This is a genomic window from Sedimentibacter sp. zth1 (assembly GCF_017352195.1).
Lineage (GTDB): Bacteria > Bacillota > Clostridia > Tissierellales > Sedimentibacteraceae > UBA1535.
In genome coordinates this window covers 2,615,448-2,633,111 of sequence record NZ_CP071445.1, presented here as the reverse complement: position 1 = coordinate 2,633,111, position 17,664 = coordinate 2,615,448, and the positions used below count along the sequence as shown (strand labels likewise).

The following is a 17,664-nucleotide window of genomic DNA, read 5'->3' as shown; positions in this document are numbered from 1 at the left end:
TTTTTTCAAATTTATTTCATATATACTTCTTCTTTTAAAACAAATATATATGGTACATTTCTATATTTTTCTGCGAAATCAAGTCCATATCCAACAACAAATTCATCTGCCACTTGAAATCCTGTATATCTAATTTTTAAATCTGATTTTCTGTTATCAGGTTTATCTAATAATGCACAAATCTCTACAGAATTAGGATTTCTTGATTTTAATATATCTATTAAATAAGATAATGTTAAACCAGTGTCAATAATATCTTCTACTATTAGTATATCTTTACCACAAATTTCTTCATTTAAATCTTTTAATATTCTAACTATTCCAGATGACTCAGTAGCGTTTCCATAACTTGAAACTGCCATGAAATCCATTTGCAAAGGTAAATCAATTCTTTTTACCAAGTCTGTTACAAACATTACAGCACCTTTTAAAATACATACTACCAATAAATCTTTGCCTTCATAATCTTTCGTTATTTTAGCACCTAATTCTTTTATTTTTAATTGTAGTGTTTCTTCATCAAAAAGTACTTTTTTTACACAATTGTCCATCTTCATCCTCCATAATCTTAATTGCAAGTATTTTTTTTGTAGAAATGGATACTCTATAAGTTTCACTAATTCTATAATTCTCCAACCAAAAAATTCTATCGCTATCTTCTAAAATCAGCATTTTATCACGCATATTCGCTGGAACTTTGTTATCGATAAATATATTTTTTAATTTTTTTCTTCCACTCATACCAAATGGAATCATACTATCTGAGTTCTTTCTGTTCCTTACTTTTATTTGACCATTAATTTTATCATAATCAACATAAAACTCATTTTCTTTTTTTATATAATTATTTAAATTTTTGATACTCAACAATACAGTTTTACCAACTTCTTCTATGTAAGTAGCATCACCAATACTGATATTATATTCAAAATTTAATTTTTTTTCAATACCTTTTCTAAAATTTATATCATTATAACTTATAGAAACAATTATACCATCGCTAATATTTATTTGTTTACCAGTTATAGAACTTTCAATTAACTTAATACATTTTTGAATATGTTTATTTTCAATATTGTTTGTATTTCCTTTTAATGACTTAATAGCAATTCTTATAACTCTACCAAGTTCATTTTCATCTAAGCTTTTTAGATAATTTAAATCTAAAACGACTTCATCACTATTAACTTGCTTTACAGATTCATTATACAAGATTTGCATATGTTTTTTAATTATTTTGCTATCACTATTCATAACTTTTGACATTCTAAAAAGTACATTTTGAATATTAGGATTAAAGTTTTCTTCCAAATATGGTATCAAATTTAATCTAATTTTATTTCTTCCATATATCGGCAAGTCGTTGGTATAATCCTTGCAATACTCATACTTGTTATCATTTAAAAATCCTATTATATCTCTTTTGTTAATGTCTATTATAGGTCGAATTATATTGCCATTTTTATAGCTCATTGCTGAAAGTCCATCTACACCCGTGCCCCTAATAATTCTTTGCAATACGGTTTCACTTTGATCATTTAAATTATGAGCTACAGCTATTTTTCCTCCACCTATATTTGTTAAATTTTCGCTAAAAAAATCATATCTTAGTTTTCTTCCAGCCTCTTCTTCTGTCATTTTCAATTCTTTTGCATATTCTGTTGCATTTTTTCTCTTAACAAATAGCTTTATATTATATCTGTTACATAAGTCTTCAACAAATTTTTCATCATGATTTGCATCTATCCCTCTATACATATGGTTTATATGAGAAGCATAAATGTTGAAACTTAAACTATCCTTTAACAATCGTAAAATATGAAATAAAAAGACAGAATCTGGGCCTCCTGATAAGGCAATTAAAATATTGTCATTCTCATTTATTAGATTTTCTTTAATGATTGTATTCTTTATACTTGTAATCATATACTTAGTTTCCTTTAAATTAAAATGAAAGGTACATATTTACCTTTCACTTTATTATAACACAATTTATTAATTTTACGATATATTTTTATAATATTTTAATAACTAAAACAGTCATATCATCAATTATTCTTGTAGTTCCTTTAACAGCGTACGTGATAATAGCATTTGCTAAACTTTGAGGATCCTTATTTTTTATCAAATCTATATGATTATCTAAAGATTTTAATTCATTTCCATTCGTTGAATCTACTACGCCATCTGTCATCATAATAACTGTATCTCCTGAACTTATATTAATTGTAGTTTGATAACACTCAAATGAATCAAGTATACCTATTGGTAAACTACCTGACTGCAATTTTTTTACTTTACCATTACTTATAACATATGTTTGTGCTGCTCCAGCTTTATAAATTCTTAACTCATGTGTCAGATAATCTATTATACTAAAATCTAATGTTACATATCTATCATTCTCTAATTTTAATAATAAAAGACTATTAAGTGTATTTATCATTTGCAATTCGTTGAAATTTGCATCCAAAAGTTTTGCTAATAATCTGATTGCATTTTTACTTTCATCGCATGCCTTTAAACCTGTTCCCATTCCATCACATAGTACTCCATAGAATCTATTATTTGATACACCAAATGTGTAATTATCTCCTGATATTTGACTATTCTCTTTTGTAAGTTTAGAATAGTAAGCTTTTGCATTAATCTTTTTTAAAGTATTAAATCTCAATATAAAATACTTGTCATCTGATACTATTTTTTCGGTACATTTCATATAAATACCTGTAACCGCATTTATTGCATTGGTTATGATTGGACAAACATCTGACATTGTCTTTCGAGTAGATATTGTTACAATTGCACTTAGAATATTTTTCATTTCAGTTATTTCTATGTTTTTTATAATTATATTTTCTTTAATTGTAATTTCATTTATATTGATTTTAGCTTCTTTAGATTTTATATCTATGTATTGAATTTCTTTAGCAGCATCACTTATTATGCTCGATGTTTCCTTTAGGTGAGATAAAAATGTGTTATTATTTTTATCTTCTGTAGTTTCTACAATATTTTCTTTGTTTTTAACAGTTATATATATTTCCTTAATTATTTCTTTATAGTTCTCACATTCGTTTTTCAGATAACCATCTGCCATATTTTTATTTTTAACAATATTGCTAGCAGTTTTCACTATTGCATAATATGTTTTGTTATAATTTTGTCTCCAACACTTTTTCATTTGAGGACAATTTAAGCATATTTTACCATATACATTATTTACAGATACTTCTATGTCAAAATCAATTTTTTTATTTATATTACCAAAACTATTATAGGCACTACTTAATTCATTTATTGCAGAAGATAAATTATTAAGTTTAACTACAACATCCTTAGTCTTTTTTTCATTAAAATTATTAACACTAGAAAATTTATTTAGTTTGTCATTAAAAGAAAAACTTATAATTGTGTATACTATGATAGCCATACCTAATTCTTTAATATTATCCTTATAAAGTGTTATATTGTCAAAATACAATAATATTAATGTAGAAATAACTATGAATACAAACCCACTTAATGGCTTGTACTTTTTCTTTATAATACCACAACACACACCACCAAAGCCTAATGCTAACATATAAAATGCGCTTTCTGCTGCGGTTGTAAAATTAAACAAACCAAATGCAAACCCTAAAACCATACCTGCAAAAGAACTTATATATGCTGAAACAAATATTATTGTAAAAAAAGTCATAAATATTAAAACTTTAAAACTTAGTAATTGTATTTCTTTAAAGCCTAATATTGAAATAAATATTACGGATAAAAGACATGCAGTTGAATCTATATTGAAGCTACCTTTCTTTATACCAAATATTACTTCTCTAATAATAAATGTTAAACTTATAATAAACAAAGCTTCAAAAACATTTATTAGAAGCATATTTATTTTGTATCCGTTATACATCATAATTACACAGTTAATTACAAATAATATTGATGCAAAGCAAATGATATCAACAAACAAATTACTACGTTTTTTATTTTTTATACTTACATAGTAGATATATATAAATATACAAATAGCTATATACTTTACGTCTAATTTAACTGATATTATCGAAAAAACCGAAAGCAGAAGAGCTACAATCGAGGGACCTTTTATATAATAATATGCGCATAAAAAAGCTATTGAACATGGAAACAGTTGCCCAATTATACTACTTCTTGATAAACATATACATATTAAGAAGTATATTGAATCTTGTAAATTCACATAAATTAAGTCTTTTAATTTTAAAAAGAAATTATAAAGTGATTTGTAATTTTTTGTTCCTCTTATTTCTTTTGTACTTTGTAACATATACTCACACCCCTATTTATATAGGTTAAATATATATAGTTACGTTGTAAAATACTGTCAAATTATTGGGCTTGCAAAAAAAATTTTTTTCCCATATATCTCTTTTTATCAAAAAAAGAAACTACATAGATTATTATGTAGTTTCTTCACTAATTATCACTATTAATTTCTTCAATTTTTATATTACTTTCATCAACTTGACTATTTTGATTATATCCTATTCCCATAATAAACTTATTATTGGCTTTATTTTTATCAATATATATTATTTCGTTAGGTTTAACCATTTTATATTCATTACGAGCAATACGTTCTACTACTTCTAGCAAAACTTCCTGATCATCTATTTGAGCAACATCTTCTTTTAACTTATCAGCTTTTACTTTAAGCTGATTTCTGTCAGCTTCTTTTCTTTCAATTTCTTTGTCTAATGCATTAATCATTTGTTTCTGTGAAGTTACTGTCATAAAAAAATACAGAACAAATGCTAAAAAAACCAAATTAAATACTTTAATTTTTCTTTTTTTCTTTTTTGTATTTGTTTTTAGAGGACTTTGATTTTTTGTTTGTGGAAATTTTACTATTTTTGAACCTCTTTGCATTTTTCCTTTGCTCCTTCATTAGCCGCTTAATTTTTTTTAATTTGAGTTTTTTCTTGTTTTTAGCTTCACGACTTTTTTTAATATTTTCTAATTTAAACTTAATCCGTTTCTTTCTATTTTTAATTATAGTGTCTACTTTTATTTTATACGGAACTAAAAAAAATTTCAACCTTTTTATTACAATTTTTAAAGGAAATATTATTATATGGAAAATCGTCTTTATTGAACTGATAATAAAGTTGATTATTGTAATAAGTGATTTTAAAATTATATCACTTATTAACCAAAAATATATTAGAGCACCTAAGCAAAATCCAATGAGTATAAAAAATCTTATATTGCCCCAACTTATGTAAATAACTAAATTCAGCCCTAAATACAAGCTAGCAATCCAATACATTATGTCTCCGATAACTAAACCTAGCTTGCCTATCTTAAAATAGTGGCGAATTAATCTATAAATATCCCACAATAGACCTAACAGTAATCCTCCAAAAAAGGCAATTAAAAACATCAACTCTTGAGAATAAGGTACCACTACCATGCTTTATTTCCTTTCATCATCTGAATAACTTCTTAATTAAACCGACTTTCTCTTTATTATTTTCTGTATATATTAAAGAGTTAATTTGTCCATTGGTAGTTATCTTACCCTCATCTACATTAAGTTTATTTATTGTTAAATTAATTCCTTTAATTGTTAACTTGCCTTTATTTGTTGATAATATAACGACTTCATCATTAAAATTATCTACTTTTTCTACACCAGTGATATTTAGTCTCTCTCTATTTTCTAAAGATAAGATTTGAATTATTTTATCTTCCAATAATTACACCCCCTCTAAATAATTAATTATATGAGGGTTTTATCAAAAGTATGATAGTTATAATTTATGCTTAGTATTTTTTGAATTTTTAAGCTTTAGCTTTTAGTTTATTGCATACATCTATTATCGTTTCCTGTTTTAATTCTTTTGGGTTTACTTTAAATATTTTAAATATTGTTTGCAAAACTGGTCCTCCTAATAAACTCGCAATAATTGTACCTATTCCAAATTTACCTCCTAATAAAACTCCTACAATTACAACAGTTATCTCAATTGCATTCTTTACAATACCAATATTGAATCTTGTTCTTTGTGTTATGGCCAATATCAAGCCATCTCTGGGTCCTGCACCAAGTTCTTGAGTGATATAAACAAACATTCCTAATGATAATACTAATAATCCTCCTAAACACATAGCTATTTTACCTACTAATGTTTGTGGTACGGATATTATATTAAGATTTGAAATTATATCTATAAAGAAACCAATGAAAAACATATTCAAAATTGTTGCAAAACCAGGGTATATCTTAAAAAAAATACAAATTGTGATTATAAGTATACCAACAATTTGTGATGCCTGCCCCAATGTTATTGGTAAATGTATTGATAATCCTTGATTAAATACATTCCAAGGATTCATTCCTAAATTACAGTATAGAAATAAATTAATACCAATTGAACAAATAAATAGTCCAATCATGAGTTTTATATATCTAAATGTCAAATTGTGCTTATGCATTACATTTCTCCTTATTTTTATACGTTAAATAGAGTAAATGGATATATGTTTTTCGGCAAACAAATAAACTCCATTCTTTTATTTGATTTCGGGTGATTAAAACTGTAGCTTTCAGCCCATAACGCAATATTTGTAAATTCCTTTTTCTTGACAAATATCTTATTGTATTTATTATCTCCCCATATTGGAAGCTTTTCGTTTGATAATTGTAACCTTATTTGATGATGTCTTCCTGTATAAAGCTCTATCTTTAGCAAGCTTAACACACCATATTCATCCGTTTCAATTGTATCTAGTACATGATATTTAAGTGAAGCCAACTTCGCTTTTTTATCTGTTTTATCAGTTATTTTTGACATGTTTATTGTAACTAATTTTTTCATATAATCATCTAATTGTTTCTCCATAACAGTTGATTGTCCACAAACAACTGTTAAATATAATTTTCCAATACTACCACTTCGTATTTGTTCTGATAAATTAGAATTTGCAAATCTATTCTTTGCAAATACTACTACACCACCAACAGGTCTATCAATTCTGTGGATTAAACCTAAATATGGTTCGTCATAACCCGTTTTCTCCCTGAGATAATTCAATACAAGTTTCATTAAATCTTCATCTTTCGTTTTATCACTTTGCACAGGAATCCCCTGCTGTTTTTCAACTACTATTATATATCTATCCTCAAATAATATTTTTATCTTCATATATACTCCTTTAATGTAATACCTAAATAATTCTAACAGAAACTTATAAGAAAGAAAAGTATTATATTTTTTGTAATTGTATGATATAATTTTTGTACATATAGGATTTATAATATTTAACCATTTTAACAAGTACAGAATGGAGTAATTATGGATAAAAAAATAAATTTCACAATTTTATTAAATAAAAACAGTACTGTTCCTATATATATTCAGTTATACGAATATATAAGAGAACAAATCGTAAATAATAACTTTAAAGCAAGTAATAAGCTTCCCTCTATTAGAGAAGCAGCGTCTATTCTTAAAATTAGTAAAACTACTATAGAGAATGCCTATAATCAGCTCATTGTAGAAGGTTATATAGAAAACATATCTAAAAAAGGCTACTTTATAAATGATATTGGAAATTTCAACTATAGCAAAGACTTTAATTCTTTCAAATCAATTAGTAGTTCAAATTATAATGAATTAGTTTATGATAATAATGGTATAGATGACACCAGTTTTAATGCTGAGTTATGGAAAAAGCTATACAATAGAGTTTTAACGGATAAGCTTACAAATATATATACAAATGGTTCTCCACAGGGCGAATATGATTTAAGATATGAAATTTCTGAGTTTGTAAACAATATTAGAGGAGGAAGAACAACTCCTGAACAAGTAATTATTGGTGCAGGTATACAATATTTATTAGGTATTCTAGCAGGCATGATAAAGCACAACTATAATTCTGTTTCAATTGAAAGTCCAGGATATAAAAAGGCTGAGTACATATTTGAAGATTATATGTTTAAAATAAATCATATTCCTGTTAACAGTGATAGTTTTAATATTGATTGTTTAAAAACATTAAATTCTAATTTATTATATGTAAGTCCTTCACATCAATATCCAATTGGCAATGTTATGCCTATTAATAAACGTTTAGAATTACTTAAATGGGCTAGCAATGTCAACGGACTGATTATCGAAGATGATTATGATGGTATCATTAGATATGATGGCATGCCAATTCCATGCCTACAAGGACTTGATAATAATGATTGTGTGATTTATTTAGGCTCATTTTCTAAAACATTGCTACCTTCTTTAAGAATTAGTTACATGATTATTCCTAAGAAACTAATTAAATCATATGAAAATATTAAATACAAATATACACAATCTACTTCAAAAATAGATCAAATTGTTCTCTCGCTATTTATAAAAGAGGGTCACATAACAAAACACTTACGAAAAATAAGAAGAATATACAAGAAGAAAAATACTGCTCTTACATCATATTTTAATGATAAATATAATAACACTGTTAAAATTATTAATTCTGACTCTGGATTTCACATTGTTGTTGAGGTAATAACTTGTAAAAAGTATCAAGACATTTTGGAAACATGCAAAAAAAATAACATTTTAGTAGAAATTGTTGATGTGTTTCCTAATAAGATGTTACTTTCTATAAATTACAGTGGTATTAAAATTGAGCAAATAACATCATTTGTAGATAAGTTAATGCAATCAATTAGTTGAATCGCATTAACTTATTTTTGCTCCACAATTTGTACAGAAAATTGTATCCTCTGTATTATCACTGCCACATTCTCTACATTTTATTATTGCCATTTCCATTGTGTTATTACTATTGTCAATATTTTGTCTAGCTTCATTACTAGAATCATTTAAGTCATTTACTTTTACACCACATTTATTGCAAAATAATGAATCTAAACTTAACTGTGCATTACAATTTTCACATAATTTAATTCCCTGTAAAAATAATATCTGCTTTTCACATAATGCTATTATTCTATTAGATTCTTTTACAACATTACACAAAGGTACAAGTCTATCATCATTATCACTTCTATGCCACTCATAATAAACTTTACCTATTTGATTATATATTTCTTCTATCTCTTGTTGCTCTTGTAAAATTTTTTCTTCTAACTTTTCAATATCACCATTATTCTTATTCTTAGAATTACGTTGTTTTTCTAATTTCTTTTCTGTATCTTTACTAAACAAACCCATAATAAACTCCTTTTGCTAATTAGTGTTATTTTACCAATTATATTTTACAAATAAATCTAAAAATTCCATTCCATTTATATATATTTCTTCTCTAATCTTTTTAACTTCATTTTCTTGAAGTTTATCAACATAAACAATATCATTTAAATCTATATTTGACATTTCTAAGTCTATCTGTTTTTTTAGATATCCGTTTAAATCTAAAAATAATTTATAGAAATTTGTTTGAATATTAAACTTCATTGATGATATATTAAGTGTTTCTTCTGCACCTGTATTACTTACTTTACCATCAAGATCAAACTTGTATAAAACTTTATCATATTCTGAATTATATTTTAATACAACAGTACTAAAATAACCGTTATCTTTAGGTATATATTGTTTGTTATTTTCTAATACAATACTATCCTTATCACCAACAGTTATTGTTACTTTATTTGTTTTTGTTGAAACATTATCATCATTTTTATTTACCAAAGTGCATATATTTGCAGCAATATGCATATCTGTTTGAGATATTTCTATTTTATTAACAAGACTTAAATTATTATTTTCCTCGAGAATATCCATACTTATCTTTAAGTCCACTCCATTTATAGCTGTTGTGAATTCAAGTTTCTTCAATATTTGCTTGTTTATTATTAAATTTAAATCCATGTTATTAACGCTATTAGTTTCAATTGCATTTTTAATATCTTTAACTATATTACCTACTTGTTTTTTAAAGCTAGATTGTCCCTGAATTATAGAATCATCAACTTGTGCAATGTATAAAACATAAGCCACACTATTTAAAATATCTTCATCATTTGCAAAATTATTTATATATGTAACTAATTGTTCTAATAACTGTTTATTGTTTATTATAGCAGAATATGATCTATTTTTTTCTTCATCTTCACCTTTAAATTTAAAATCAACATCTGTAATTATCTCATTTGCAAATTGTTTTGTTATATTTGATATTGAATTCTCAGCTCTACTCATACTTGACCTAGACTGCAAGGCTACCTCAGACATATCCTTTAGCTTAAAATAGTAATCTGAAAATACCGTTTCTTCTGTTTCTACTAAATTTAAACCTATTTTCTTTTCATATAACTTTGGAATAGAATACGCGACTACTTTATCGGTTGAACATATTTGCACATATGTTTCTTCTTGCTTTGCATTATAAACTGTAAACTTTATATTACTAGAATCATTTGTATTATCTTTAATATCACTTAGTTTTATTGACATACCATTTAAATTGCTTAGTATATTTTCGTTTATCAATCCGCCTTTTGCACTCTTTATAGTAAAATATGCTTCAGAACTATCTGTATTTTTCTCTTCGTTCACATTGAAAAACGACTCCGAAATTTTTTCTATTTGGCTATAGTTATCGCTAACACTTTCATACGTTTTTTTAAGTGATGAAACTACATAATTATTAGCAAAAATATTGTCTCCATATTTTAGCAACACAAAAGATACTGCAATAACAATCAAAATAATTATAGATATTAAAGGAATAATAATTTTTTTATTTATTTTACGCTTATTTTTGTTTAACTTCTTATTTTTATTTGCTTTTTTATTTTTATTTAAATTCTTAAGCTTAGATTTTTTTACTGCTTTTTTTGGTTTGTTAGCATTCTTCGATTTATGCTTTTGTTTTATTGACTTTTTCTTTTTTAAACCAATCCTTTTAATAGAAATAGAGCTCTTACTTTTCTTTTTAGTTGGTGGCTCTACAATAGTCTTAGTAGTGTTGTATTCTTTAGTACTACCTAAAAATTCATCTGAACTTTTAGATATATTAGTTATAAAACTATCTAAACTACTTGTATTGTTATTTATGTTATTGTTATTTATTTGCTTTGATACTTTTGTTCCACATTTACCACAAAATTTCGCAGTGTCGTCTAGTTTTGTCCCGCATTTTCCACAATACATAAATACCTCCAAAATGCACTGAAATTATATTATTTAGTCTATTATAATACACATTTCCTTTTTTTTCAATATTTATTATAGTACAAAAACAACACAATATTACAATTTACATAATAAAACGACAAAAAATAATCTGGCGATGGCTGCTTGACCTAACCCCATTTGTTGCCTTAGTATACTTTCTTTCATAGCAAATGGTTGGTAGGTCAGACAGCAATGAGTACCAAATCTATGCGAGCATGGTCTTTGCGAGCAAATAGATTTGCTGTACGAAACTGCGCTTGCTCCTAACCCCATTTGTTGTCTTAGTATACTATCTTTCAGAGCAAATGGCTGGTAGGTCAGACAGCAATGAGTACCAAATCTATGCGAGCATGCTTTTTGCGAACAAATAGATTTGCTGTACGAAACTGCGCTTGCTCCTAACCCCATTTGCATACTTATATACTATCTTTCAGAGCAAATGGCTGGTAGGTCAGACAGCAATGAGTACCAAATCTATGCGAGCATGGTCTTTGCGAGCAAATAGATTTGCTGTACGAAACTGCGCTTGCTCCTAACCCCATTTGTTGTCTTAGTATACTATCTTTCAGAGCAAATGGCTGGTAGGTCAGACAGCAATGAGTACCAAATCTATGCGAGCATGCTTTTTGCGAACAAATAGATTTGCTGTACGAAACTGCGCTTGCTCCTAACCCCATTTGCATACTTATATACTATCTTTCAGAGCAAATGGCTGGTAGGTCAGACAGCAATGAGTACCAAATCTATGCGAGCATGGTCTTTGCGAGCAAATAGATTTGCTGTACGAAACTGCACACTTTCTCTATTCTTAAGAGCCAGATTACTTTTTTCTTGCATAAAAATAATCTGGCGATGTCTTACTTTCCCAGGCAGTCACCCACCAAGTATCATCAGCGCTAAAGAGCTTAACTTCCGTGTTCGGGATGGGAACGGGTGTGTCCTCTTTGCTATTATCACCAGATTATTTATAACTCGTTCTTTTTCATCAACTCTACGTCATTACTCATTCTTTCGTCAGTTGCGTACCTAATGTACGTGCCTTCCTCATTCATTCGCATTTCTTGATTTGATAAAAAATTACTTCGTTATGTTATATATTAAGTTATTATTATATTGAAAGTTTGAACTTTCAAAATTGTACAGGAAAAACTTTTTGAGATTTGTCCGACTGCATCACAAATCTATTTACTCACTTACGTTCGTATAGATTTGGATTTCGCTGGATCTGACCTACCATCCATTTGAGAATCAAATGGGGTTAGGATCATTATTGGTCAAGACCTCGACCTATTAGTATCACTCAGCTGAATACATTGCTGCACTTACACCTGTGACCTATCTACCTGTTAGTCTTTCAGGGGTCTTACTTACTTACGTAATGGGAAATCTTATCTTAAGGTTTGTTTCGCGCTTAGATGCCTTCAGCGCTTATCAATTCCAGACTTAGCTACTCAGCCGTGCTCCTGGCGGAACAACTGATTCACCATAGGTCTGTCCATCCCGGTCCTCTCGTACTAAGGACAGCTCCCTTCAAATTTCCTACGCCCACGACGGATAGGGACCGAACTGTCTCACGACGTTCTGAACCCAGCTCGCGTGCCTCTTTAATGGGCGAACAGCCCAACCCTTGGGACCTGCTTCAGCCCCAGGATGAGACGAGCCGACATCGAGGTGCCAAACCTCCCCGTCGATGTGGACTCTTGGGGGAGATAAGCCTGTTATCCCCAGGGTAGCTTTTATCCGTTAAGCGATGGCCCTTCCATTCGGCGCCACCGGATCACTAAGTCCAACTTTCGTTCCTGCTCGACATGTACGTCTTGCAGTCAAGCTTCCTTCTGCCTTTACACTCTTCGCACGATTTCCGACCGTGCTGAGGAAACCTTTGAGCGCCTCCGTTACTCTTTCGGAGGCGACCGCCCCAGTCAAACTGCCCAACTGACAGTGTCCATATACTGGATCACAGTATCATGTTAGAAATTCAGTATCAATAGAGTGGTATCCCAACAGCGACTCCACACATACTGGCGTACATGTTTCTTAGTCTCCCACCTATCCTGTACAATTAATACCGAATTCCAATGTCAGCCTGCAGTAAAGCTCCATGGGGTCTTTCCGTCCTGCCGCGGGTAACTCGCATCTTCACGAGTACTACAATTTCACCGGATCTATTGTTGAGACAGTGCTCAAATCGTTACACCTTTCGTGCGGGTCGGAACTTACCCGACAAGGAATTTCGCTACCTTAGGACCGTTATAGTTACGGCCGCCGTTTACTGGGGCTTAAGTTCACTGCTTCACTTACGCTTACAGCTCCCCTTAACCTTCCAGCACCGGGCAGGTGTCAGCCCCTATACTTCATCTTTCGATTTAGCAGAGACCTGTGTTTTTGGTAAACAGTCGCTTGAGCCTGTTTTCTGTGGCCCACTAAAGCTCCGGTCGTTCGACTTTCACTTCCATGGGCACCCCTTCTCCCGAAGTTACGGGGTTATTTTGCCTAGTTCCTTAACAATAGTTCTTCCGCTCATCTTTGGATTCTCTCCTTGACTACCTGTGTCGGTTTACGGTACGGGCACCTTGATCTCGATAGTGGATTTTCTTGACAGCGTAGACTCAGTTACTTCACTACTTGTTTTCGCTCCCATTCGTATCTCAGGATTATTGAAGAAACGGATTTGCCTATCTCTTCTCCCTACTTACTTAGACGTACTATTCCATCAGTACGCTAACTTATCTTTCTGTGTCCCCACTTCTCTTTTAACGATCTTCGGTGGTACTGGAATTTCCACCAGTTATCCATCGCCTACGCCTTTTGGCCTCGGCTTAGGTCCCGACTTACCCTGAGTGGACGAGCCTTCCTCAGGAATCCTTAGTCTTTCGATGGGTGAGATTCTCACTCACCTTTCGCTACTCATGCCAGCATTCTCTCTTCTGTACAATCCACAGCCTCTTTCGATGGCGCTTCGACTCGTACAGAATGCTCCTCTACCGATTGTATTAATACAATCCCACAGCTTCGGTGATAGATTTTAGCCCCGGTAATCTTCGGCGCAGGTCCACTCGACCAGTGAGCTATTACGCACTCTTTGAAAGTGTGGCTGCTTCTAAGCCAACTTCCTGGTTGTCTGTGTAGTCCTACATCCTTTTCCACTTAATCTATCTTTGGGACCTTAGCTGGTGATCTGGGCTCTTTCCCTTTTGACTATGAAACTTATCTCACATAGTCTGACTCCCAACGCTAATTTTATGGTATTCGGAGTTTGATAAGTTTCGGTAACGTATAACGTCCCTTGACTATTCAGTGCTCTACCCCCATTAATCTTACGTTAAGGCTAGCCCTAAAGCTATTTCGAGGAGAACCAGCTATCTCCAGGTTCGATTGGAATTTCACCGCTATCCACAAGTCATCCCATAGCTTTTAAACGCTAACGGGTTCGGTCCTCCACCAGATTTTACTCTAGCTTCAACCTGCTCATGGATAGGTCACCTGGTTTCGGGTCTACGACATGCAACTTTCGCCCTATTAAGACTCGCTTTCGCTTCGGCTCCTAACCTCTCAGTTATTAACCTTGCTGCATATCGTAACTCGCTGGCCCGTTCTACAAAAAGTACGCGGTCACACTCGTAGTGCTCCCACTGCTTATAAGCATAGGGTTTCAGGTTCTTTTTCACTCCCCTCCCGGGGTTCTTTTCACCTTTCCCTCACGGTACTATTTCTCTATCGGTCACTAAGTAGTATTTAGCCTTGGGAGATGGTCCTCCCTGCTTCCCACCGGATTTCTCGTGTCCTGTGGTACTCTGGATCATATCTTGCTCTTTGACTTTTTCGTCTACGTGTCTATCACACTCTTTGGAGCTTCTTTCCAGAAGTCTTTGACTATCGTCTCGGATACTTTGTTGATATGTCCGCAACCCCATGCCGAAACATGGTTTGGGCTCTACCGATTTCGCTCGCCGCTACTTTCGGTATCGTTTTTTTACTTTCTCTTCCTAAGGGTACTTAGATGTTTCAGTTCCCCTCGTTCCCCACGTATGACTATTTATTCATCATACGTTACATACGGTTCTCCATATGTGAGTTTCCTCATTCGGATATCTACGGATCAATACTTGCTTGCAGTTCCCCGTAGCTTTTCGCAGCTTACCACGTCCTTCATCGGCTCTTAGTGCCAAGGCATTCGCCCTACGCTCTTTATATCTTGACCTCTTAAACTCGTTCTTTTTCATTTATGCTGTGTCTCTCGTCACTTCGAATGCTCACATACTATTCGTATGCTCCGCTTCTTAGCTCCTCGTTTCGTGCCTAAATAAAAAATCACTTCGTTTATTGTTAATCATCAGTTTAATTGTGCGTCTTCACACAACTATTTTTTTGGTTACTCTTGTAATTAATATTTGCTTCCGCTTATATTTTTTACTTAGTTTTATTGTTTTTTTTGATGTTTTTCTCGTTTGTTTTTTCCTATACAATTTTCAAAGTTCAGCTTGCTTTGAACATTTTGTTGCCAAAATTTTCTCTGCATTAGTCTTAATACTCAAATTCTCACTTGAGTATCAATGAAACAGCATAAGTTCCTTGTTTCGAACATGCTTTTCTGGCGTTCAAACCAGAAAAGCGACATTGAAACAAAATGCAAACTAATACATTTTGTTTTCTGTCTCCTTAGAAAGGAGGTGATCCAGCCGCACCTTCCGATACGGCTACCTTGTTACGACTTCACCCTAGTCATTAATCCTACCTTAGGCGCCTGCCTCCAAATGGTTAGCTCAGCGACTTTGGGTATTATCAACTTCCATGGTGTGACGGGCGGTGTGTACAAGACCCGGGAACGCATTCACCGCGACGTTCTGATTCGCGATTACTAGCAACTCCGACTTCATGTAGGCGAGTTGCAGCCTACAATCCGAACTGGGATCGGTTTATTAGGTTTGGCTCCAGCTCACGCTTTCGCTTCCCTTTGTTCCGACCATTGTAGCACGTGTGTAGCCCAAGACATAAGGGGCATGATGATTTGACGTCATCCCCACCTTCCTCCGGTTTGTCACCGGCAGTCTCACTAGAGTGCCCATCTTTCATGCTGGCAACTAATGATAAGGGTTGCGCTCGTTGCGGGACTTAACCCAACATCTCACGACACGAGCTGACGACAACCATGCACCACCTGTCTCCCTTGCTTCCGAAGAAGAGAGCACATTTCTGCACTTGTCAAGGGGATGTCAAGCCTTGGTAAGGTTCTTCGCGTTGCTTCGAATTAAACCACATGCTCCGCTGCTTGTGCGGGTCCCCGTCAATTCCTTTGAGTTTCAGTCTTGCGACCGTACTCCCCAGGCGGAGTGCTTATTGCGTTAGCTCCGGCACTGACCTCTCGGCCAACACCTAGCACTCATCGTTTACGGCGTGGACTACCAGGGTATCTAATCCTGTTCGCTCCCCACGCTTTCGTGTCTCAGCGTCAGTTACAGTCCAGTAAGTCGCCTTCGCCACTGGTGTTCCTCCTAATATCTACGCATTTCACCGCTACACTAGGAATTCCACTTACCTCTCCTGCACTCAAGTTACGCAGTTTCAAATGCTTACGAGGGTTTAGCCCTCGCCTTTCACATCTGACATACGTTACCGCCTACTCACCCTTTACGCCCAGTAAATCCGGACAACGCTCGCCCCCTACGTATTACCGCGGCTGCTGGCACGTAGTTAGCCGGGGCTTCCTCCTTTGGTACCGTCATTTTTTTCTTCCCAAAGGACAGAGCTTTACGATCCGAAAACCTTCTTCGCTCACGCGGCGTCGCTGCATCAGGCTTGCGCCCATTGTGCAATATTCCCCACTGCTGCCTCCCGTAGGAGTTTGGACCGTGTCTCAGTTCCAATGTGGCCGTTCACCCTCTCAGGCCGGCTATTGATCGTCGCCTTGGTAAGCCATTACCTTACCAACTAGCTAATCAAACGCGAGCTCATCTCGTACCGATAAATCTTTGACTTATTAATCATGTGATCAATAAGTGTTATATGGTATTAATCCCAGTTTCCCGAGGCTATCCCTTTGTACGAGGCAGATTGCTCACGCGTTACTCACCCGTCCGCCGCTAATACTCATCCCGAAAGACTTTCTTCGCTCGACTTGCATGTGTTAGGCACGCCGCCAGCGTTCGTCCTGAGCCAGGATCAAACTCTCGTTTAATATCTGTTCTCAAGCTTACGCTTGGCATTAACTCGATATTTTTGTTATCTGCTGTGTCACTACTCTTCATCACTCGCTTACGTACTTTAGTACGTGCGCTCGTTCTTCATCGCGTTCCTTGCATATAGCAAAACTATCTTCGTTAGTTGTTGTTGTTTTTGTTTTTACTGTTTTTGTTCTATTTCTTATACTCTTGCGAGTACTGAAATCAAAGGTTGTTCTTATGCTGTTTTATTGTCTAAGGTTCATTTTTCAATGCTTTGCTGTCTCTCAACAGCTTTATTAGTTTACCAC

The 17,664-nt window shown here is 32.8% G+C and carries 11 protein-coding genes and 3 rRNA genes; 1 reads left to right on the top strand and 13 read right to left on the bottom strand.

Annotated features, from left to right (window positions below; all coding sequences use genetic code 11):
* Window positions 1-11 precede the first annotated feature (11 nt).
* From hpt to JYG23_RS12555, 8 genes are all read right to left on the bottom strand, one after another.
* Window positions 12-551 carry a hypoxanthine phosphoribosyltransferase gene (gene hpt / locus JYG23_RS12590; protein ID WP_207236018.1) on the bottom strand — a complete coding sequence of 180 codons (540 nt, stop codon included), beginning with the start codon at window positions 549-551 and terminating at the stop codon, window positions 12-14.
* A complete protein-coding gene (tilS, locus tag JYG23_RS12585) occupies window positions 520-1,926 on the bottom strand; it encodes a tRNA lysidine(34) synthetase TilS (protein WP_207236017.1) in 1,407 nt (468 codons plus the stop codon). The genes hpt and tilS overlap by 32 nt, the downstream gene beginning before the upstream one ends.
* Window positions 1,927-2,014: 88 nt before the next feature.
* The gene (locus JYG23_RS12580; RefSeq protein ID WP_207236016.1) at window positions 2,015-4,312 is read right to left on the bottom strand and encodes a SpoIIE family protein phosphatase; all 2,298 of its coding nucleotides are present in this window, start codon (window positions 4,310-4,312) and stop codon (window positions 2,015-2,017) included.
* Window positions 4,313-4,461: 149 nt separating this feature from the next.
* Entirely contained in the window at window positions 4,462-4,914 is a 453-nt protein-coding gene (locus tag JYG23_RS12575) for a septum formation initiator family protein (RefSeq protein WP_242631576.1), read from the bottom strand.
* Window positions 4,823-5,428, bottom strand: a complete 606-nt coding sequence (gene yabQ, locus JYG23_RS15175; RefSeq protein WP_371818644.1) for a spore cortex biosynthesis protein YabQ — start codon at window positions 5,426-5,428, stop codon at window positions 4,823-4,825. The genes JYG23_RS12575 and yabQ overlap by 92 nt, the downstream gene beginning before the upstream one ends.
* A 46-nt stretch (window positions 5,429-5,474) precedes the next feature.
* Entirely contained in the window at window positions 5,475-5,741 is a 267-nt protein-coding gene (yabP, locus tag JYG23_RS12565) for a sporulation protein YabP (protein ID WP_207236013.1), read from the bottom strand.
* A gap of 88 nt (window positions 5,742-5,829) precedes the next feature.
* On the bottom strand, window positions 5,830-6,483 hold the full coding sequence (locus tag JYG23_RS12560; RefSeq protein ID WP_207236012.1) for a YitT family protein: 654 nt from the start codon (window positions 6,481-6,483) through the stop codon (window positions 5,830-5,832).
* Window positions 6,484-6,500: 17 nt separating this feature from the next.
* Entirely contained in the window at window positions 6,501-7,193 is a 693-nt protein-coding gene (locus JYG23_RS12555; RefSeq protein ID WP_207236011.1) for an RluA family pseudouridine synthase, read from the bottom strand.
* 150 nt (window positions 7,194-7,343) lie between these two features.
* Between JYG23_RS12555 and JYG23_RS12550 the strand changes: the two genes are divergently transcribed.
* Window positions 7,344-8,726 carry a PLP-dependent aminotransferase family protein gene (locus tag JYG23_RS12550; RefSeq protein ID WP_207236010.1) on the top strand — a complete coding sequence of 461 codons (1,383 nt, stop codon included), beginning with the start codon at window positions 7,344-7,346 and terminating at the stop codon, window positions 8,724-8,726.
* Between the two features lie 6 nt (window positions 8,727-8,732).
* Here the strand turns inward: JYG23_RS12550 and JYG23_RS12545 are convergent, their stop codons facing one another.
* The 5 genes from JYG23_RS12545 to JYG23_RS12525 all read right to left on the bottom strand — a co-directional run bounded on the left by JYG23_RS12545 (window position 8,733) and on the right by JYG23_RS12525 (window position 17,370).
* The gene (locus JYG23_RS12545; protein WP_207236009.1) at window positions 8,733-9,227 is read right to left on the bottom strand and encodes a zinc ribbon domain-containing protein; all 495 of its coding nucleotides are present in this window, start codon (window positions 9,225-9,227) and stop codon (window positions 8,733-8,735) included.
* A gap of 30 nt (window positions 9,228-9,257) precedes the next feature.
* Window positions 9,258-11,171: a zinc ribbon domain-containing protein gene (locus tag JYG23_RS12540; protein WP_207236008.1), complete on the bottom strand. Its 1,914-nt coding sequence runs from the start codon at window positions 11,169-11,171 to the stop codon at window positions 9,258-9,260.
* A gap of 868 nt (window positions 11,172-12,039) precedes the next feature.
* Window positions 12,040-12,156 (bottom strand): 5S ribosomal RNA (gene rrf / locus JYG23_RS12535).
* A gap of 309 nt (window positions 12,157-12,465) precedes the next feature.
* A 23S ribosomal RNA gene (locus JYG23_RS12530) occupies window positions 12,466-15,396 on the bottom strand.
* A 462-nt stretch (window positions 15,397-15,858) separates the two neighbouring features.
* Window positions 15,859-17,370: ribosomal RNA gene (locus JYG23_RS12525) — 16S ribosomal RNA — on the bottom strand.
* The 16S, 23S and 5S rRNA genes sit together here, the layout of an rRNA operon.
* Between the last annotated feature and the right edge of the window lie 294 nt (window positions 17,371-17,664).